The 19,205-nt window shown below is 69.8% G+C and carries 18 protein-coding genes and 1 pseudogene; 11 read left to right on the plus strand and 8 right to left on the minus strand.

Going from position 1 to position 19,205, the window contains the following annotated elements; all coding sequences use genetic code 11:
- Window positions 1-364 (minus strand): annotated as a pseudogene (locus tag ACGFMK_RS15830) (helix-turn-helix domain-containing protein); the annotation flags it as partial.
- 292 nt (window positions 365-656) lie between these two features.
- Here ACGFMK_RS15830 and ACGFMK_RS15835 point away from each other — a divergent pair.
- Together ACGFMK_RS15835 and tatB are read left to right on the plus strand one after the other, a co-directional pair.
- Window positions 657-2,174 (plus strand): trypsin-like peptidase domain-containing protein, encoded by a 1,518-nt coding sequence (locus ACGFMK_RS15835; protein ID WP_392762873.1) that lies wholly within the window; start codon window positions 657-659, stop codon window positions 2,172-2,174.
- 76 nt (window positions 2,175-2,250) lie between these two features.
- Window positions 2,251-2,661 carry a Sec-independent protein translocase protein TatB gene (gene tatB, locus ACGFMK_RS15840; RefSeq protein WP_392762876.1) on the plus strand — a complete coding sequence of 137 codons (411 nt, stop codon included), beginning with the start codon at window positions 2,251-2,253 and terminating at the stop codon, window positions 2,659-2,661.
- Between the two features lie 157 nt (window positions 2,662-2,818).
- On the opposite strand, the gene ACGFMK_RS15845 is transcribed toward tatB, so the two are convergent.
- The 4 genes from ACGFMK_RS15845 to ACGFMK_RS15860 are packed head-to-tail and all read right to left on the minus strand — an operon-like array spanning window position 2,819 to window position 6,697.
- Window positions 2,819-3,964 carry an Mrp/NBP35 family ATP-binding protein gene (locus tag ACGFMK_RS15845; RefSeq protein WP_392762879.1) on the minus strand — a complete coding sequence of 382 codons (1,146 nt, stop codon included), beginning with the start codon at window positions 3,962-3,964 and terminating at the stop codon, window positions 2,819-2,821.
- A gap of 10 nt (window positions 3,965-3,974) precedes the next feature.
- Window positions 3,975-4,484: a DUF1003 domain-containing protein gene (locus ACGFMK_RS15850; RefSeq protein ID WP_392762882.1), complete on the minus strand. Its 510-nt coding sequence runs from the start codon at window positions 4,482-4,484 to the stop codon at window positions 3,975-3,977.
- On the minus strand, window positions 4,477-5,775 hold the full coding sequence (locus tag ACGFMK_RS15855; protein WP_392762885.1) for a magnesium transporter MgtE N-terminal domain-containing protein: 1,299 nt from the start codon (window positions 5,773-5,775) through the stop codon (window positions 4,477-4,479). The genes ACGFMK_RS15850 and ACGFMK_RS15855 overlap by 8 nt, the downstream gene beginning before the upstream one ends.
- A 10-nt stretch (window positions 5,776-5,785) precedes the next feature.
- Window positions 5,786-6,697 carry an aminoglycoside phosphotransferase family protein gene (locus ACGFMK_RS15860; protein WP_392762888.1) on the minus strand — a complete coding sequence of 304 codons (912 nt, stop codon included), beginning with the start codon at window positions 6,695-6,697 and terminating at the stop codon, window positions 5,786-5,788.
- 92 nt (window positions 6,698-6,789) lie between these two features.
- Here ACGFMK_RS15860 and ACGFMK_RS15865 point away from each other — a divergent pair, with 92 nt between their 5' ends.
- Window positions 6,790-7,677 (plus strand): slipin family protein, encoded by an 888-nt coding sequence (locus ACGFMK_RS15865; RefSeq protein ID WP_392762891.1) that lies wholly within the window; start codon window positions 6,790-6,792, stop codon window positions 7,675-7,677.
- 4 nt (window positions 7,678-7,681) lie between these two features.
- Here ACGFMK_RS15865 and ACGFMK_RS15870 read toward each other — a convergent pair whose 3' ends face one another.
- A complete protein-coding gene (locus ACGFMK_RS15870) occupies window positions 7,682-8,353 on the minus strand; it encodes a DUF4190 domain-containing protein (RefSeq protein WP_392762893.1) in 672 nt (223 codons plus the stop codon).
- A 194-nt stretch (window positions 8,354-8,547) separates the two neighbouring features.
- Between ACGFMK_RS15870 and ACGFMK_RS15875 the strand changes: the two genes are divergently transcribed.
- The 6 genes from ACGFMK_RS15875 (at window position 8,548) to ACGFMK_RS15900 (ending at window position 14,997) form a co-directional block, all read left to right on the plus strand.
- The gene (locus ACGFMK_RS15875; RefSeq protein WP_392762896.1) at window positions 8,548-9,744 is read left to right on the plus strand and encodes an acyl-CoA dehydrogenase family protein; all 1,197 of its coding nucleotides are present in this window, start codon (window positions 8,548-8,550) and stop codon (window positions 9,742-9,744) included.
- Between the two features lie 178 nt (window positions 9,745-9,922).
- Window positions 9,923-10,441 (plus strand): general stress protein, encoded by a 519-nt coding sequence (locus ACGFMK_RS15880; protein WP_392762899.1) that lies wholly within the window; start codon window positions 9,923-9,925, stop codon window positions 10,439-10,441.
- A 242-nt stretch (window positions 10,442-10,683) separates the two neighbouring features.
- Window positions 10,684-12,006: an ABC transporter substrate-binding protein gene (locus tag ACGFMK_RS15885; protein ID WP_392762902.1), complete on the plus strand. Its 1,323-nt coding sequence runs from the start codon at window positions 10,684-10,686 to the stop codon at window positions 12,004-12,006.
- Window positions 12,003-12,974 carry a sugar ABC transporter permease gene (locus tag ACGFMK_RS15890; RefSeq protein WP_323334522.1) on the plus strand — a complete coding sequence of 324 codons (972 nt, stop codon included), beginning with the start codon at window positions 12,003-12,005 and terminating at the stop codon, window positions 12,972-12,974. The genes ACGFMK_RS15885 and ACGFMK_RS15890 overlap by 4 nt, the downstream gene beginning before the upstream one ends.
- Window positions 12,974-13,813, plus strand: a complete 840-nt coding sequence (locus ACGFMK_RS15895; RefSeq protein ID WP_323334521.1) for a carbohydrate ABC transporter permease — start codon at window positions 12,974-12,976, stop codon at window positions 13,811-13,813. Before ACGFMK_RS15890 ends, ACGFMK_RS15895 begins: the two co-directional genes overlap by 1 nt.
- Before the next feature lie 2 nt (window positions 13,814-13,815).
- The gene (locus ACGFMK_RS15900) at window positions 13,816-14,997 is read left to right on the plus strand and encodes an ABC transporter ATP-binding protein (RefSeq protein ID WP_392762906.1); all 1,182 of its coding nucleotides are present in this window, start codon (window positions 13,816-13,818) and stop codon (window positions 14,995-14,997) included.
- Between the two features lie 62 nt (window positions 14,998-15,059).
- Here the strand turns inward: ACGFMK_RS15900 and ACGFMK_RS15905 are convergent, their stop codons facing one another.
- The gene (locus ACGFMK_RS15905; RefSeq protein WP_392763264.1) at window positions 15,060-15,932 is read right to left on the minus strand and encodes a hypothetical protein; all 873 of its coding nucleotides are present in this window, start codon (window positions 15,930-15,932) and stop codon (window positions 15,060-15,062) included.
- 287 nt (window positions 15,933-16,219) lie between these two features.
- On the opposite strand from ACGFMK_RS15905, the gene ACGFMK_RS15910 reads away from it, so the two are divergent.
- Window positions 16,220-16,414: a PspC domain-containing protein gene (locus ACGFMK_RS15910; protein WP_392762909.1), complete on the plus strand. Its 195-nt coding sequence runs from the start codon at window positions 16,220-16,222 to the stop codon at window positions 16,412-16,414.
- A gap of 72 nt (window positions 16,415-16,486) precedes the next feature.
- On the opposite strand, the gene ACGFMK_RS15915 is transcribed toward ACGFMK_RS15910, so the two are convergent.
- Window positions 16,487-17,152: a TetR/AcrR family transcriptional regulator gene (locus ACGFMK_RS15915; RefSeq protein ID WP_392762912.1), complete on the minus strand. Its 666-nt coding sequence runs from the start codon at window positions 17,150-17,152 to the stop codon at window positions 16,487-16,489.
- A gap of 117 nt (window positions 17,153-17,269) precedes the next feature.
- On the opposite strand from ACGFMK_RS15915, the gene ACGFMK_RS15920 reads away from it, so the two are divergent.
- Window positions 17,270-18,769, plus strand: a complete 1,500-nt coding sequence (locus tag ACGFMK_RS15920) for an MFS transporter (protein WP_392762915.1) — start codon at window positions 17,270-17,272, stop codon at window positions 18,767-18,769.
- Window positions 18,770-19,205: the final 436 nt, after the last annotated feature.

The following is a 19,205-nucleotide window of genomic DNA, read 5'->3' on the forward strand; positions in this document are numbered from 1 at the left end:
CGGGACAGGTGGTTGATCCGGCAGCGCACCAGCACTGCGTGCACCGTGGATGCGGGCAGGCCGAGGCGGCCGGCGATCTGGATCGGGCCCAGCCGGTGCCGCCACCGCAGCCGCACGATCGCCCGCACCACGTGTTCGGGGGTGCGGGTCGGGGTGTGGTGCGGTCGGCCATGCCGGCAGGGCCTTCGGTGCGGTAACGCTGCGCCCATTTCGCGGCAGTCTTGGGCGCGACCTCGAACATCTTGGCCGCGGTGGTGCAGGTCCAGCCGTGGTCGACGATCAGGCGGGCGAGTCGTAGCCGGGTGCGTGGGGTGAGGGCGGGACACGAAGGCCTCCGGCGGGTTCCTAGCCAGCTCCACTTCACATCCGGAGGCCTTCACCTGTCTGCGCGACAGGCCGTCGCCGGGTCACCTCAACTCGGGACAACGTCCCTGGACATCACACCTAGGGGGCTGCCTCGGGGTCCAGTTTATCGGCGGCCACCGTCGAAACCCGCCGTCCGGTGAGCCACAACGCCGGTTTGTCCACAATGCCGCGCGCCTGGGGGCAACCCGGCCGGCTGCCAAGAAACAGCCACTTCACCGTCGTACCGGCAGACTCGGAGCACTGGGCTTGGGTATCGTCACGCCCAGCCACCTGATCTTCAGCACCGGGGAATGATGACCGAGCCGAACGTGAATCCCGAGCAGCCCGGCGCGCCTGACGCCGACCGGCTGGGTCCGCGGCCGCTCGCGCGGCCGGCCGTCGATCCGGGGCAGGCCGCGGTGTTCGGCAGGCCGCAGGGCGTCGACGGGGCGTTCGACAAGCTCTACGCGCCCACCAAGGCCAACGGCGTCAAGCTCACGCCGCCCGCGCCCGAGTCGCTCGCCGAGGCCTTCAGCCGCCCGCCTGGGGCCGAAGGGGTGCTGCTCGAACGGCCTCGAGAGGCCGTCGGGGACGCACCCCAAGGCGAACCGCCGCTGTGGACCGGGTCGGGCGACCCGTGGCGTGATCCGGGGGCCGGGGCCGTCCTCGCCGGGCCCGCGGTGTCCGCCGAAGACGAGGAAAAGCCCGCTCGGCGCCCGCCCGGGGCGCTGCTCAGCCTGCCCGAGGTGCTGTTCGGCCGCCGCGTCAAGCCGAAGGCGCTGGTCATGCTCGGCGTCGTGGCGCTGCTCATCGGCGCCGCCGGTGGTCTCGTCGGCTGGTGGGCCGCCGACACCGGCACCGAGCTCACCGGGTCCGCGACGATCTCCGAAGCCGAGGCCGCCAAGGAGCGTCCGGCCGGCTCGGTCGCCGAGATCGCCAAGCGTGTCTCCCCGGCCGTCGTCTCGCTCGAGGTGTTCAAGCCCGGCGCCGAGTCCGGCGAGCAGGGCTCCGGCGTGATGATCGACCCGCAGGGCTACATCCTCACCAACGACCACGTGATCAGCTCCGCCGCCGCGGACCCGAGCGTCAAGATCACCGCGATCTTCATCGACGGCACCCGCACCGACGCCAAGCTCGTCGGCACCGACCCCAAGACCGACCTCGCCGTGGTGAAGGTCAACGTCACCAACCCGACCGTGCTGCAGGTCGGCAAGTCCGCGGACCTGCAGGTCGGCGACACCGTGATGGCGATCGGCTCGCCGCTGGCCCTGCAGAACTCGGTGACCGCCGGCATCGTCAGCGCGCTGAACCGGCCGATCACCGCCGGCGGGGACAACGGTGCCGCGCCGGTCACCTACGAGGCCATCCAGACCGACGCCGCGATCAACCACGGCAACTCGGGCGGCGCGCTGGTCGACTCCACCGGCGCGCTCGTCGGCATCAACTCGTCGATCCGCTCGTCCAGCGCGGACGGCGGCAGCATCGGCATCGGCTTCGCCATCCCGAGCGACTACGCGATCAAGATCGCGAAGGCGCTGATCAAGGACGGCAAGGTCCAGCACGCCGACATCGGCATCAACGCCTCCTCGACGGTCGCCGGCTCGTCCACGATGGGCGCGCAGGTCAAGAACGTCGCGCCCGGCGGCCCGGCGGCGAACGCGGGCATCAAGGAGGGCGACGTGATCACGAAGATCGGCAACCGCCTGGTCCGCGACTCCGCGGAACTGACGGTCGCGGTGCGCGCGCACGACGTCGGCGAGGTGGTCCCGGTGTCGCTGGCGCGTGACGGCGCCAGCTTCGTCGTGGACGTAACCCTGGCTTCCGACTGAGTTACCGTGTTCGGCCTGCTGGAGCGGGGCCGGTGGCGAGTACCCTGAGCCAGTAGGTTCCGAGCGGAGGTTGACGGTGTTCGACAGTGTCGGATGGGGGGAAATCCTCGTCCTCATCATCGCCGGTCTTTTCATCCTCGGCCCGGAACGGCTGCCCGAGGCGGCGTCCTGGATGGCGAAGAGCGTGAAGAAGGTCCGCGACTTCGCGACCGGGGCGAAAGAGCAGCTCCGCGAGGAGATGGGCCCGGAGTTCGAGCAGCTCCGCAAGCCGCTGGAGGACCTGCGCGGGCTGCGCAACTTCGACCCGAAGCGGGTGGTGACGCAGCACCTGTTCGACGGTGACAGCGACCCGCTCGGCCTCAAGGGCATCACCAACGGCGGGACCAACGGGACCACCAACGGCTCGAACGGCTACACGGCGGCCCCGGCCCAGCCGGAGCCGCTGAAGCCCGGCGAGCGCCCCCCGATCGACCCGGACGCCACGTAGCCCGACCGGCCTGTGGACAACCGAACCGCACCCGCCTGAGCGCGCCCGAAACCGTCGGTGGCGTCCGGTAGCGTCGAATCCGGGGGCGGCGCCCCACCCCCGGACATGCCGAAAGCCACTCCCCGCGACGGGAAGTGGCCTTCGAAACGGGAACCGCTCAGCGGCCCGCGGGCGTCACGTTCAGCATCATCCCGGCCAGCCCGCGCGCCCGGACCGTCAGCTTCTTCGCCGCTTCCTTCAGCACCAGCGAAGCCGGGGCCTCCGGGTCCGAGAGCACCAGCGGCGTGCCCGAGTCACCCTGCTCACGCAGGCGCGGGTCCAGCGGCACCTGGCCCAGCAGCGGGACGTCCGAGCCGATCGACTTCGTCAGCGAGTCCGCCACCGTCTGGCCGCCACCGGAACCGAAGATCTCCAGGCGCGACCCGTCGGCCTGCTCCAGCCACGACATGTTCTCGATGACGCCCGCGACGCGCTGACGCGTCTGCAGCGCGATCGCGCCCGCGCGCTCGGCCACCTCGGCCGCCGCCTGCTGCGGGGTGGTGACGACCAGGATCTCCGCGTTCGGGATCAGCTGGGCCACCGAGATCGCGATGTCGCCGGTGCCCGGCGGCAGGTCCAGCAGCAGGATGTCCAGGTCGCCCCAGAACACGTCCGCGAGGAACTGCTGCAGCGCGCGGTGCAGCATCGGGCCGCGCCACACCACCGGGGTGTTGCCCGGGGTGAACATGCCGATCGAGATCATCTTCACGCCGTGCGCCTGCGGCGGCATGATCATGGTGTCGACCTTGGTCGGCTTCTCGCGGGTGCCCAGCATGCGGGGGATCGAGTGGCCGTAGATGTCCGCGTCGACGACGCCGACCGAGAGCCCGCGCTGGGCCATCGCCGCGGCCAGGTTCACCGTGACCGACGACTTGCCGACGCCGCCCTTGCCGGACGCGACGCAGTACACCCGCGTCATCGAGCCCGGCTGGGCGAACGGGATCACCGGCTCGGTGGCGTCGCCGCGCAGCGACTTCCGCAGCTCGGTGCGCTGCTCGTCGCTCATCACGTCGAGCTCGACCCGGACGTCGGCGACGCCGGGGAGCTTCGAGACGGCTTCCTTCGTGTCGTTGGTCAGCGTCGCCTTCAGCGGGCAGCCGGCCACGGTCAGGTAGATCCCGACGGTGACCACGCCGTCGTCGCCGACGACGACGTCCTTCACCATCCCCAGGTCCGTGATGGGTTTGTGGATCTCGGGGTCTTGCACGCTCTTCAGCGCGCTGCGGACGTCATCGACGCTGGGGAGCTGCTGAGTGCTGGTCACCCCGTCCATGTTACGAGCCGGTAGGAGTGCGGTCGGCCTTGGCCTTCCGTGGCTTCACCGACAGGTCCTCCCGCAGCCGGTCCAGCTCGCCGCGCAGGTAGTCGCGGGTCGCCACCTCGCCGACCGCCAGCCGCAGCGCGGCCAGCTCCCGGGCCAGGTACTCCGTGTCGGCCTTCGTCTGGAGGGCCCGGTTCCGGTCCTCCTCCAGCGAGACGCGGTCACGGTCGTCCTGCCGGTTCTGCGCCAGCAGGATCAGCGGGGCCGCGTACGCCGCCTGCGTCGAAAAGGCCAGGTTGAGCAGGATGAACGGGTACGGGTCCCAGCGCAGCGACACCGCGGCGAGGTTCATCGCGATCCAGACGATCACGAGCAGCGTCTGCCAGAACAGGTACTTCCCGGTGCCGAGGAACCGGGCGACGCGCTCGGTCAGCCGGCCGAAGGTGTCCGGGTCGATGTTCAGCTTGAACCGGTTCTGGCTGCGGGGCTGGTCCAGCCGCCGTCCGGACGTCAGTTCAGGCACGCTCGGCCTCCAGTTGTTCGCCGGTCTCGCCGGTCGTGTCGTGCAGCCCGGTCTCGCGCCAGTCCTCGGGCAGCAGGTGGTCGAGCACGTCGTCCACGGTCACCGCGCCGATCAGGTGGTCCTCGGTGTCGACGACCGGTCCGCAGGTCAGGTTGTAGGCCGCGAAGTAGCGCGTGACCTCGGGCAGGGTCGCGTTGGGCCGCAGCGCCGCCAGCCCGGTGTCGACGGCGCTGGCCACCAGCTCGGCCGGCGGCTCGCGCAGCAGCCGCTGGAAGTGCACGACCCCGACGAAACGCCCGGTCGGCGTCGCGGTCGGCGGGCGGCAGACGAACACCATGCTGGCCAGCGCCGGCGGCAGCTCGGCGTTGCGGATGTGCGCCAGCGCCTCGGCGATCGTGGTGTCCGGTGTGAGGACCACGGGCTCGGGGGTCATCAGGCCGCCCGCGGTGTCGGACGAGTAGGCCAGCAGCCGCTTCACCGGCGCCGACTCCTCCGGTTCCATCAGCTCCAGCAGCCGGCTCTGCTCGGCCGGGGCCAGCTCGGCCAGCAGGTCGGCGGCGTCGTCCGGGTTCATCGCCTCGAGGATGTCGGCCGCGCGCTCTTCGGCGAGGTAGGACAGCAGCTCCTTCTGGTCGTCCTCGGGGAGCTCTTCGAGGACGTCGGCGAGGCGCTCGTCGTCCATCGCGTCGGCGACCTCGTGCCGTCGCTTGAGCGGCAGGTCGCGGACGGTCGCGGCGACGTCGACCGAGCGCATCGTGTCGAACAGCATGAGCAGCTGCCCGGCGCCCTGCTGCTGGCCGGTGATGTCGGTCAGGCTGAGCCCGGCCACCTCCGACCACGCCAGCACCTGCATCGCCGAGCGGCGGCGCCCCAGCCCGATCCGCCGCTCCCGGATGGCGAGCTTCGCCAGCACCCAGTCGCGGGTGCGGGTCGGCTCCATCCCGGCGTCGACGACGGTGACGCGGGTGTCCGAACCGGCCAGCGTCGCGTGCGCGTCGAGCAGCTGGCCGAGCACCAGGACCTCGTTGGGCCGCTGGTTGAACTGGCGCATGTTGACCGAGCCGGTGGCCAGGGTGATGGCGGTCGGCTCGATCGCGGTGACCCGCAGCATCGGCACGAACACCCGCCGCCGGGTGGTCAGCTCGACGACCACGCCGAGGATCCGCGGCGGCTGCGTGTCGAGGCGCAGCCCGGCGACGAGGTCGCGGACCCGGCCGATGGACTCGCCGTCCGGGCCGAACACCGGCAAACCCGACAGCTGAGCTGCGAAAACCCTGTTGACCGCCGCCATGCCGCCGACCCTATCGGCTGGCTGCCCACTGGGCGATTTCCGGCACTGTGATGAAGGCCGGGTCGTCGCTGTCTTCGCCGGACTCGGCGAACTCCTCGGCCATCCAGAGCCAGTTCTGCACGGCCCGAACCAGCGTCCAGGCCCGCGCCTTCTCGGCGTCGAGATCCAGCGACGCGACGATCAGCGCCATCCGTTCGTCCAGTGTGGACTCGGTGAAGCGGTTCCAGAACAACGGGATCACGGCGTACTCGAGGTCGCCGGCCAGCGGCTTGGGGTCGATGACCAGCCACGGCTCCCGCCGCCCGGCGAGCACGTTCTGGAAGTGCAGGTCCTCGTTCACCAGCAGTTCGCCCGACGACGGCCCGAGTTCACGGCAGAGCGCGACGGCGTCGTCGACGAGCCGCCGGTCGAACGGCTCACCCAGCTCGGCCCAGCGCCGGGGGAGCTCCTCGACCAGCCGTTCAGCCTCCGCGCGCACACTCCGGGACAGCTCGGGTGGCGCGGGCACGGCGAGGCGGCGCGCCAGGCCGCCCAGGACCGGGATCGCCTCGCGCAGCGGGAGGTCGTCGAGGGTGCGTCCGGCGTCGAGCCGCTCCAGCAGCAGAACGCCGTCTTCGGGCGCGGAATCCAGCAGCAGCACCGCACCCCGACCGGCCCATGTGGACAGTGCGAGCGGCTCGTCGGCGGACTCTTCGGCACGCCAGCCGAGTTTCAGCACCACCGGCGTGCCGTCGGGCAGGCGCGCGGGCTGCACGACACCGACGTAACCGTGCATCGCCTCGCCTTCGAACGTCAGCCCCCACTTCCGGGCGTACCCGGCGGCGAGGTCCGGCAGGCCGGCGAGCCAGGGGAGCGCCCCGGGGCCGAGCACGCGGGGCGCCCGGGCGGCGAAGACCCGGGGCACGCGGAGATCGTTCACCACCCCAGTCTGGCCGCCGCGTCCAGCGCGTTTCGCCCTGGTGCCCACGGGCGTACGCTGGGTTTTCAGGGGAAAACACGACCCCGGGAGCAGCCATGGTGGTGGAGATCGTCAGCGCCGTCGTCGTAGTGGGCGGAGCCTGGCTGGCGGCCGGCGTGCGCGTCGTCAAGCAGTACGAACGCGGGCTCATCTTCCGGTTCGGCCGGGTCCGGTCCCGGGTGCAGGAACCCGGCCTGAAGCTGCTGGTCCCGTTCGTGGACCGGATGCAGAAGGTCAACATGCAGATCGTGACCATGCCGGTGCCCGCCCAGGACGGCATCACCCGCGACAACGTCACCGTCCGGGTCGACGCGGTCGTCTACTTCAAGGTGATCGACCCCGTCGTCGCCGCGGTCAACGTGCAGGACTACCGGGCCGCGGTCGGCCAGGTCGCGCAGACGTCCCTGCGCTCGATCATCGGCAAGAGCGAGCTCGACGACCTGCTGTCGAACCGCGAGCACCTCAACGAGGGGCTCGAGCTGATGATCGACAGCCCGGCGCTGGACTGGGGCATCCACATCGACAAGGTCGAGATCAAGGACGTCGCGCTGCCCGAGGCGATGAAGCGCTCGATGTCCCGGCAGGCCGAGGCGGAGCGGGAACGCCGCGCGCGCGTCATCTCCGCCGACGGTGAGCTGCAGGCGTCGCACAAGCTCGCGCAGGCCGCGGCGACGATGGCCGACACCCCGTCGGCGATGCAGCTGCGGCTGCTGGAGACGGTGGTCCAGGTGTCGTCGGAGAAGAACTCGACGCTGATCCTGCCGTTCCCGGTGGAGCTGCTGCGCTTCCTCGACGCCCACACGCCGAAGCAGGCCGCGGCCCCCGCGGCGCCCGTCGCTCCGGCGCCGGAACCCGAAGCGGTGGAAGCGAAACCGGAGGCGAACGGGCACGGGACGCCGTCGCCGCGCACCCCCGGCGACGCGGCCCTGCCGACGGCGGATTAGCCGCCTAGCTGTCGAACTGGCCGTTCACGCCCAGGATGATGAAGGTCGTGAAGAAGCCGATCAACAGGGCGAGCACGACGTAGCCGACGATCACGGCGCCCAGGGCGACGCCGCGGCCGCCGCCTTCGCCGCGGTTGGTGCGGCTCAGCGCGATGTGACCCATGATCAGCCCGGCGATCGCCGTGACGCCGGCGGAGCAGAAGCCGAGGATCGAGCAGACCAGCGCGCCGATGGCCAGCGCGTTGTCCTGGGAGCGCGGGGGCATCGCGTACGGCGGCCGCGCGTAGGGCGCGGGCGGGGCGTACGGCGCGCCGTAGGCCGGCGGGTACGGCTGCTGCACGTAGGGCTGCGGGTAGGGCGGCTGCGGGTAGCCCGGGGCCGCGTACGGCGTGCCGGGGATGTGCGCCGCGGGTGTCTCGTACGCGCCGGGCGGGAGGCCCGGGTCCACCGAATCCGGCGCCGGGGCCGCCGTGGTGTCGGTGGCGGTCGAGTCGGCCGCTGTCGTGTCGGCGACCGTGGTGTCGGCGGTGGTGGTGTCCGGGACCGTGCTGTCGAAGGTCGGGTCCGCGGTCGCGGGCGGCTCGTAGGACGCCGGGTCGTACGACGACAGCTCGGTGTTCGACGGCGGGTCGTACGACGTGGACGGCTTGTCCTTGTCGCCGGACGGGTCGGTCATCAAGGGCCCCCTCGGTGCGTGCAGGACCTCAACTTAGCCGGTCAGCGACCGCCGCCGTCGGGGCCGGTCGGGGAGCTCCGCGAGGTGCGGAACCCGCGGGCGTGAGCGCCCTCATAGCAGGGTCGCCCGTTTCGGGTCATACTCACCGGTAACCCAGCGCCGGGAGCGGCGTCGTAACCGGAAAGGGAGCCGTGATGGCCCGTCTCGCCCAGACCGCCGGCCTGTCCGACGTGCAGTCGGAGATCCTCGCGACCGTCCGCTCGTTCGTGGACAAGGAGGTCATCCCGCACGCGCAGGAGCTCGAGCACTCCGACACCTACCCGGCCGACATCGTCGAGGGCATGAAGGAGATGGGCCTGTTCGGGATCACCATCCCGGAGGAGTACGGCGGGCTCGGCGAGTCGCTGCTGACCTACGCGCTGGTCGTCGAGGAGATCGCGCGGGGCTGGATGAGCGTGTCCGGCGTGATCAACACGCACTTCATCGTGGCGCACATGATCGCCCGCCACGGCACCGAAGCGCAGAAGCAGCACTTCCTGCCGCGGATGGCGACCGGCGAGGTCCGCGGCTCCTTCTCGATGTCCGAGCCGGACCTCGGCTCCGACGTCGCCGCGATCAAGACGCGCGCGAAGAAGACCGGCGACGGGTACGTCATCGACGGCTCGAAGATGTGGCTGACGAACGGCGGCTCGTCCAACCTGATCGCGCTGCTCGTGAAGACCGACGAGGGTGCCGAGAAGCCCCACCAGAACCTGACGACGTTCCTCGTCGAGAAGCCCGAGGGCTTCGGCGAGGTGGCGCCGGGCCTGACCATCCCCGGCAAGATCGACAAGATGGGCTACAAGGGCGTCGACACCACCGAAGCGGTGTTCGACGGCTACGAGATCGGCGCGGACATGGTCCTCGGCGAGGCGCCGGGCAAGGGCTTCTCGTACATGATGGACGGTGTCGAGGTCGGCCGCGTGAACGTCGCTGCCCGGGCGTGCGGCATCGCGATCCGGGCGTTCGAGCTGGCGGTGGAGTACGCCCAGCAGCGCAAGACGTTCGGCAAGGCGATCGCCGAGCACCAGGCCATCGCGTTCAAGCTGGCCGAGATGGCGACCAAGGTCGAGGCGGCCCACCTGATGATGGTGAACGCGGCCCGGCTCAAGGACTCGGGCGAGCGCAACGACGTCGAGGCCGGCATGGCCAAGCTGATCGCGTCGGAGTACTGCGCCGAGGTCACGCAGGACTCGTTCCGCATCCACGGCGGTTACGGCTACTCCAAGGAGTACGAGATCGAGCGCCTGATGCGCGAGGCGCCGTTCCTGCTGATCGGCGAGGGCACGAGCGAGATCCAGAAGACGATCATCAGCCGCGGCCTGCTGCGCGAATACAAGTCCCGCTCCTGAGGCCGCCACTTTCGCCGGGAAAGATGCGTCCGAAGGGCCCTCCGATGTATCTTTCCCAGGGAAAGTGCGAAGCGACTTGTCGACATGGTGGCCGCGTCCGGCCTTTCGGGGTAAGCGGCTCGCACGGTCCGGGCCTTCTTGACAAGATGGACGCCCAGGACCCACGAGGGCGCAGGTGATGATGGTGAGTAGTCCCTTTGGCGGGGGCCGGGCGCCCGGTAACCTGCCGCGGTTGCCGACGCCGCCCACCGGCTGGCCGATCGGGTCCTACGCGACCTACGGCGAGGCGCAGCAGGCCGTCGACTTCCTCGCCGAGAGCGAGTTCGCGGTCGGCGACGTCACCATCGTCGGCGTCGACCTCATGCTGGTCGAGCGGGTCATCGGGAAGCTGACGTGGGGCCGCGTGCTCGCCACCGGCGCCTTCTCCGGGGCCTGGTTCGGCGTGTTCGCCGGGCTGCTGCTCGGGCTGTTCGTCAACCAGGGCTTCGTGCTGCAGGTGCTCACCGGGCTCGTGCTGGGCATCCTCTCCGGGCTGGTGTTCGCCGCCATCGGTTACGGCATGTCCCGTGGGCGGCAACGGGACTTCTCGTCGGCGAGCCAGCTGGTGGCCGGCCGGTACGACGTCCTGTGCCAGCCGCGTTCGGCCGAGCGGGCCCGGGAACTGCTGGCGAAGCTCGCGCTGAAACCGCCGTCGTGAGTTTTCCCGTCAATATCAGGGGATAATCACAGTTCGGCATGCACTGGCCTGAATCGTTACCGATACTGCTTGCGGGGTGTGATCGCCCGGCATAAGTTGTCCGACACCAGTCGGGCGGCCCGCCCAACCAGCGTGGCGGCCCGAGCACTAGCACGTCGGGGTGCTGGCGCGGTTCGCCTCATCGCGTCGCGGTGCCCACCGGGTACCGCGGTAACCGGCGTGCACGCGGGTGAGGAGGCCTGATGGGGAAGAGGATCGGCGCGGGCAAACGGGGGCGATCGCCCGGCCGTACCGCCGCCCTGCTGGGGGCAGGGGCATTGCTGACCGGCCTGGTGGCCGGCTGCGGCTCGGGCGGTGGTCTGAAGATCAACGTGTACTACGCACCTGAGGACAGCTTCCAGAAGGTCGTGGACAACTGCAACAAGGCGGCGAACGGCCGCTACGAGATCGTCTACAACAAACTCCAGCGCGGCTCGGACGACCAGCGCCTGCAGATGGCACGGCGGCTGGCGGCGGGCGACACCGCGATGGACGTCCTGGGGCTCGACGTGACCTGGGTTTCGGAGTTCGCCGAAGCCGGCTGGGTCGACGAATGGAAGGACCAGAACAAGGCCGCGGCCTCCGAAGGCGTCCTGCAGGGACCGCTGGACACCGCGACCTACAACGGGAAGCTCTACGCGGCCCCGAAGAACACGAACATCCAGCTGCTCTGGTACGACGACCGGATCACCCCGACCCCGCCCAAGACGTGGGACGAGATGATCCAGGCGTCCAAGGACCTGAAGCAGCGGGGCAAGCCGTACAGCATCGTCTTCACCGGCGCGCAGTACGAAGGCCTCGTCGTCTTCTACAACACCCTGGTCGAGTCGATGGGCGGGCACATCCTGTCCGACGACGGCAAATCCGTGGTGATGGACGACGGCGCCGTGAAAGCGCTCGCCCTGCTGAAGCAGATCACCGATTCGGGGATCACCGACGCGTCGCTGACCAACTCGAAGGAAGACGACGTCCGCCAGACGTTCCAGCGCGGTGACGCCGCGTTCGAGCTGAACTGGCCGTTCGTCTACGCCTCCTACGCGAAGGACAAGGCGTCCGACGTCCAGCACATGAAGTGGGCCGTCTACCCCGAAGCGGTGCCGGGCACCCCGGCCAAGACCACGATCGGCGGGTACGACCTCGCTGTCAGTTCGCTGTCACAGCACAAGCCCGAGGCGTACGAAGCCGCGTTGTGCCTGCGCAGTCCGGAGAACCAGAAGTTCTCCGCGATCAACGACGGCGTGCCGCCGACCATCGAATCGGTGTACCACAACGACACACCGCTCGACCCGTCCAAGCCGGCGGGCGACGACAACCCGAACATGGCGATCAAGTACCCGATGCGCGACTCCATCCTGGACGCGCTGAAGGACGCCGCGGTGCGGCCCCTGACCCCGGCCTACCAGAACATGTCGACGGTGATGTCGAAGATCCTTTCGCCGCCGGCCGAAATCGACCCGAAGGCCACCGCGGACAAGCTGCGTGAGCAGCTCAGCGACGCGCTCCAGTCGAAGGGAGTGATCCCGTGACCGTTCAGGACTCCACCCCGGCCGACACCGCCGGGGCCACCGTCGCCGAAGGGGCGACGTCCCACAAGAAGGGCAAACCCGCTCTCTCCGAGGGCAAGAAGGCCGAGCGGAAGCTCGGGCTCTGGCTGTGCGCACCCGCGTTCGTCGTGATGATCCTCGTCACCGGCTACCCGATCGTCTACTCGATCTGGCTGTCGCTGCAGCGGTACGACCTGCGGTTCCCGGCGCAGCAGCAGTTCGTCGGCTTCGACAACTACGGCGCCGTGCTGTCCAATTCGTACTGGTGGACGGCGTTCGGCACGACCATGTTCCTGACGGTCGTGTCCGTCGCGATCGAGTTCGTCCTCGGCATGGCGCTGGCGCTGGTGATGCACCGGACGCTCGTCGGGCGTGGCCTGGTCCGGACGGTCGCGCTGATCCCGTACGGCATCGTCACGGTCGTCGCGGCGTTCTCGTGGTACTACGCGTGGACGCCGAAGACCGGCTACCTGGCGAACTGGCTCGCCTCGGACGGCGCGCCGCTCACCGAGCAGTGGCCGTCGCTGTTCATCATCATCGGCGCCGAGGTGTGGAAGACCACGCCGTTCATGGCGCTGCTGCTGATGGCCGGCCTGGCGCTGGTGCCGGACGACCTGCTCAAGGCGGCCGCGATGGACGGCGCGAACGGCTGGCAGCGGTTCACCAAGGTGATGCTGCCGGTGATGAAGCCGGCGATCCTGGTGGCGCTGCTGTTCCGCACGCTCGACGCGTTCCGGATCTTCGACAACATCTACGTCCTCACCGGCGGCGCGCAGGACACCGGGTCGGTGTCCATGCAGACCTACGACAACCTGGTCAAGGGCCTCAACCTCGGGATCGGGTCGACGATGGCCGTGCTGATCTTCATCACCGTGGCGATCATCGCGTTCATCTTCATCAAGGTGTTCGGCACGGCCGCACCGGGTTCGGACACTGGGGGTAAGCGCTGATGGTGATGGGAACCGTCACGACGGGCCGCAAAGTTCGCTGGGGCCTCGTCGACATCCTCGTGCTGGTGTTCGCGCTGGTGCCGGTGCTCTGGGTGGTTTCGCTGTCGTTCAAGACCAAGGACACGCTGACCGACGGGTACTTCATCCCGCAGTCGTGGACCTGGCAGAACTACGCGGACATCTTCCAGACGTCGGAGTTCCTGCTGGCCCTGGTCAACTCGATCGGCATCGCGATCATCTCCACGGTGATCGCGGTGGTGCTGGGCACCATGGCCGCCTACGCCATCGCCCGGCTCGAGTTCCCCGGCAAGCAGCTGCTGGTCGGGCTCTCGCTGCTGATCGCGATGTTCCCGCAGGTGTCGCTGGTGACGCCGCTGTTCAACATCGAGCGGAACCTGGCGCTGTTCGACACGTGGCCGGGGCTGATCCTGCCCTACATCACGTTCGCGCTGCCGCTGTCGATCTACACGCTGTCGGCGTTCTTCCGGGAAATCCCGTGGGAGCTGGAAAAGGCGGCGAAGATGGACGGCGCGACGCCGGCCCAGGCGTTCCGGAAGGTGATCGCGCCGCTGGCCGCGCCGGGTGTGTTCACCACCGCGATCCTGGTGTTCATCTTCTGCTGGAACGACTTCCTGTTCGCCATCTCGCTGACGTCGACCACGGCGTCGCGCACGGTGCCGGCGGCGCTGTCGTTCTTCACCGGGTCCTCGCAGTTCGAGGACCCGACCGGGCAGGTGAGCGCGGCCGCGGTCGTCATCACCATCCCGATCATTGTGTTCGTGTTGTTCTTCCAGCGTCGCATCGTGGCGGGGCTGACCTCCGGTGCGGTGAAGGGGTAGTCATGGCAGAAATCGTCCTCGACAAGGTGTCGAAGAAGTACCCCGACGGCGCGCTCGCGGTGTCCGAAGTGGACATCACCATCGGCGACGGCGAGTTCCTCGTGCTGGTCGGGCCGTCCGGCTGCGGGAAGTCGACCATGCTGAACATGGTGGCGGGGCTGGAGGACATCTCCTCCGGCGAGCTGCGCATCGACGGCAAGCGCGTCAACGAGAAGGCCCCGAAGGACCGGGACATCGCGATGGTGTTCCAGTCCTACGCGCTCTACCCGCACATGAGCGTGCGGGAGAACATGGCCTTCCCGCTGCGGCTGGCCAAGGTCGACGACAAGACGGTGCGGGCGAAGGTGGAGGAAGCGGCGACGATCCTCGACCTGACCGCGCACCTGGACCGCAAGCCGGCCAACCTCTCCGGTGGTCAGCGGCAGCGCGTCGCGATGGGCCGGGCGATCGTCCGCAACCCCAAGGCGTTCCTGATGGACGAGCCACTGTCCAACCTGGACGCCAAGCTCCGCGGCCAGATGCGGACGTCGGTGTCGAAGATCCAGAAGCAGCTGGGCACGACGACGCTGTACGTCACGCACGACCAGACCGAGGCCATGACCCTGGGCGACCGGGTCGTGGTGCTGCGCGGCGGTTTCGTGCAGCAGATCGGTGCCCCGCAGTTCCTGTACGAGAACCCGGCGAACCTGTTCGTCGCGGGGTTCATCGGCTCGCCGTCGATGAACTTCGTACCGGCCACGCTGGAGAACAACGAACTGCGCACCCCGCTGGGCGTCACGCCGCTGACGGACCGGATCCGGCAGCTGGTGGAGAAGGCGGACGCGCCGCGCGAGGTGCTCGTCGGCATCCGGCCGGAGCACTTCGAGGACGCGGCGCTGGTCGAAGCGGGCCAGAAGACGGGCGGCGGCACGTTCACCGCGCACGTCGACGTCCTCGAGTCGATGGGCTCGGAGAAGTTCGCGCACTTCACTCTCGAAGGGGAAACCGCCACGTCCGCGGAACTCGCGGAACTGGCGGCGGACAGCGGCTCGGCCGACGTCCCGGGTTCGGAGTCCCAGATCGTGGCCCGCCTCTCGGCGGAGTCGGCCGCGAAGGAAAACTCCGACCTCGAGGTCTGGTTCGACGCGGACAAGGTCAAGCTCTTCGACCCGGCCAACGGCAAGAACCTCACCTACGAGGAGTAGGCAAAACCCGTGAAGGCCTCCTTACCGGCTCAAGATGCCGGTAAGGAGGCCTTCACGGCATTTCAGGCCTTCGGTAGCCGCGGCAGGATCGACGCTGCGGCCGTGCGGGCCAGGGTGCACGTGCCGTCGCCGGCCGTGCCGGCCGTCTCCACCACGCTGATCTCCGCCAGTTCGCGCCGGCCGGGCAGGCCGGGGGCGGGCTGGGTGGTGTCGACCAGGCAGAACGCGCCCTCGGTCCGGACCCGGGCCTCTCGGCCGCCGAGCGTCTCGGCCGGGCCGGCCGGGGGTGCCGTTTCGACCGTCAGCTTGAGGCTGACGTTGCCGCGGATGCAGGCGTGCCCGGTGAGGCTGATGGTGGGCTGGGTGCCGGCGCCCGCCGCGGTGTCGACGTCGTGGCCGTCGAGCAGCGCGCACGGCGCGATGCCGCCCCACGACCGCTCCGGGAAGCTCAGCCGCCCGACCTTGCCCGCGGTGATCGTGGCCAGGGCCGACCCGACGGCCGCGTCCGCGATCTTGCACCGCGACGCCGCGTCGCCGGTCCCGCTGTCGGTCACCGACAGGTCGAGCCGGTTGCCGTCGGCGAACGTGATCGCGCGGCTGCAGGCGCTCTGGTCGTTGAACGTCGACTGCTGCACCGCGACGCCGTCGGGTACCGGCCCGAGGTAGTCGTACGGCTTGATGTTCGGGTCGGCGGCCGACGCCAGCGGCCCGACGAGGACCGTGCGCGACCCGAGGTCGGCCCGGCAGTTCTCGAACGTCGGGACGGCGGTCGCGCCGGGGACGACCGCGGCCACGTCGAGCAGGCTGCAGTAGTCGACGGTGGCGTACTCGCCGAGCGCGGCGGACGCCGTCAGCGGCGAGGGCCCGGACTGGTCGGCGGGGGCGGGCGCCGCCTCGGTGCCCGCGCAACCCGCCGTGAGCAGGGCGCAGAGCATCGCGACGACCAAGGATTTCGGACGCGGGTACACGGGGTGCAAGTATCACCACATCGGTGCGAAAAACCAGCCCTGACGGGGACATCTCTCACTATTTTCCGCGAGGTGCGTGACAAACGCGCAGGTCGCCGGAGCCGCCGGCGCGCGGACGGCCGGTTCGCCGGTCTCCGAACAACTTTCGCCTTTGCCGTCCCCTAAGGGAGTTGTGGTCCGCGCGAGTGATGCGGAAGCGGGTACTCCGGTGGTGAAGTGGGGGACAACAGGAAGTTCGAGGAAAGGGAAAGACGATGAGCGCACCGGTCACCCGACGACTGAGCCGCCCGCACCACGGTCGCATGATCGGCGGCGTCTGCGCGGCCCTCGCGCAGCGGTACGGCATGAAGACCGGCACCGTGCGGCTGCTGGCCGTGCTGTCCTGCCTGCTGCCGGGGCCGCAGTTCGTGGCCTACCTCATCATGTGGGCGGTCATCCCGTCCGAGTGACGGACGCGGGAAAGGCGGGCCAGGCGGGGATTTCGACACCCGCCTGGTTTTTTGGTGCGGTATCCGGATTTCTCAGGGCCGCCAGGAGCACATCGCTTCGTCGATCTCCCGCTCGTCCAGCGGCGGGTGCGGCAGCTCCGTCGCCTTGCCGGGCTCGGCGCGGAGGCCGTCGAGCAGCATCCCCAGGCAGCGCCGCCACAGCGCCGGGTCCACCGCGCACGTGAACTCGACGACCGAACCGACCATCATGTGCAGCAGCGGGAGGTCCGTCGGGGCGAAGTCGGCCCGCAGGCCGCCCACCGCCTTGGCCCGCTCGACGAGCTGTGTGATCAACGGCACCATGCGCGCTTTCGCGTCCGCGACGTGCTCGTGGCCGAACTTGTTCGACAGCATGATCTCGCGCAGCCCGCGGTCCGTCGAATGCAGCTCGGCCGCCTTCCACGTGAAGTCCACGAACGCCTGCCACGGGTCTTCGGCCCGCAGCGCCTCCGCGGCGAGGTCGCCGATTTCCTCCATGCGCTCGGCGAACATCGCCTCGACCAGGTGTTCCTTGCTGGGGAAGCGCCGGTAGACCGTGCCGACGCCGAGGCCGGCGTGGTGCGCGATGTCGTCGAGGGTGGCTTCGAGGCCGCGGCGGCCGAACACCTCGCGGGCGGCCTGGAGGATGCGGCGGCGGTTCAATTCGGCGTCACGCCGCAGCGGCCGCGCCGGTGCGGCGGGACTCGCGTCCCGTGTCATGCGTCCCATCCTACCAATGAAGTAGAGGCACCTTCTCCGGTTCTTGTGTACCTTGGGCCACGTAAGGGGAGATACCTACTCCACATAGCTTCCTGATCACTTTCAGTGAGGACACCCATGACCGAGTCCACACTCGTCGTCGCGCCGTCGGGGGACGCGCGCGCCGCCGAGAACCCCCACCACGCCAGACGGTGGCTGATCCTGGTGATGATCGGCCTGGCGCAGCTGATGGTCGTCCTCGACGCGACCGTCGTGAACATCGCGCTGCCCTCGGCCCAGCTCGACCTGGGCTTCTCCAACGACGCGCGGCAGTGGGTCGTCACCGCGTACGCGCTCGCGTTCGGCAGCCTCCTGCTGCTCGGCGGGCGGCTCGCGGACCTCTTCGGCCGCAAGAACACCCTGCTCGTCGGCCTGGCCGGCTTCGCCGCGGTGTCCGCGCTCGGGGGCGCGGCGAGCAACATCGAGATGCTGCTGATCGCCCGTGCGGCACAGGGTGTGTTCGGCGCGCTGCTCGCGCCGGCCGCGCTTTCGCTGCTGACCACGACGTTCACCGACCCGAAGGAACGCGGCCGCGCGTTCGGCGTGTTCGGGGCCATCGGCGGTGGCGGCGCGGCGGTCGGGCTGCTGCTCGGCGGCGTGCTGACCGAGTACCTCGACTGGCGCTGGTGCATGTTCGTCAACATCATCTTCGCCGTGCTCGCGTTCGTGGGCAGCTCGATCCTGCTGCGCAACCAGCGTGACGACGGCCCGCGCCCGAAGCTCGACCTGCCCGGCACGGTCACCGCGTCGGCGGGTCTCTTCGCGCTCGTCTTCGGCTTCGCGAACGCCGAGTCGGACCCGTGGTCGTCGGTCTCGGTGTGGGGCTTCCTCGCGGCCGGTGTGGTGCTGCTGGGCGTGTTCGTGTGGCTGCAGCAGCGCGTCTCGCACCCGCTGCTGCCGCTGCGCGTGCTGCTCGACCGCAACCGCGGCGGCTCGTACCTGGCGATGTTCCTGCTGGCCATCGGCATGTTCGCGATCTTCCTGTTCCTGACGTTCTACGTGCAGCAGAACCTGAAGTTCACGCCGATCCAGAGCGGTGTCGGCTTCCTGCCGATGGTGGCGACGCTGATGCTGGCCGCCACGACGGCGACGGCCGTGCTGCTGCCGCGCTTCGGCCCGCGGCCGCTGGTGCCCACGGGCATGGCCATCGCCGCGGTCGGCCTGTTCTGGCTCAGCCGCATCGACCTCGAGAGCACGTACGCCAGCGGGGTCCTCGGCCCGCTGCTGGTGATGGGCTTCGGCATCGGCCTGGCGATGGCGCCGGCGATGAGCGTCGCGACGTTCGGCGTCGAGGTGCACGACGCCGGGGTCGCCTCGGCGGCGGTCAACACGATGCAGCAGGTCGGCGGCTCGATCGGCACGGCGCTGCTCAGCACCCTCGCGGGCAACGCGGCGTCGTCGTACCTCGCGAACAAGGTGCCGACGCCGCAGCTGGTGGCCGAAGCCTCGATCGAGAGCTACACGACGGCGTTCACCTGGGCCGCGTTCATCTTCGTGGCCGGCGCGGTGCTCAGCGGCCTGCTGCTGCGCTCGGGCGCCCCGAAGGGCGAGGCGGCGCCGGGCGTCGTCCACATGTAAGGCCCGCTTGAACCGATCCGGCCCTCCTCGCACCAGCAGGGGTGAGAATGTGCGCAGGAGGGCCGGATGGGGGCTTGGGGAGACCTCGACTTCAGCGAGTCCAGGTGTACCGGCGATGGCGCCGGGGCCGGCCGGGCACCGTCGACGCCTACGCGCGGCGCATTCTGCTGAACGCTTTCCTCGCCGGGCGCAAAAGCCGACCGTGAGCACGTGACGTCCCGATCCACCCGATCCGGCGTCGGCCCCGAGCGCGCCCTGACCGGGCTGACGCCGAGACAGCGCGCGATGGCCGTGCTGCGGTTCCTCACAGGGCGCCATCTTCCACAGGGGTGTCCTTCATGGCGCTGCCCAGCAGCCCTTCCTCGAGGTGAACTGTGGCGGCACCGATCCACACCAGGTGAGCTGCGCGCCGGAACAGCAGGCGGACGGCACCTGC

Source organism: Amycolatopsis sp. NPDC049252 (assembly GCF_043197175.1).
In the GTDB taxonomy this organism is placed as follows: Bacteria; Actinomycetota; Actinomycetes; order Mycobacteriales; family Pseudonocardiaceae; genus Amycolatopsis.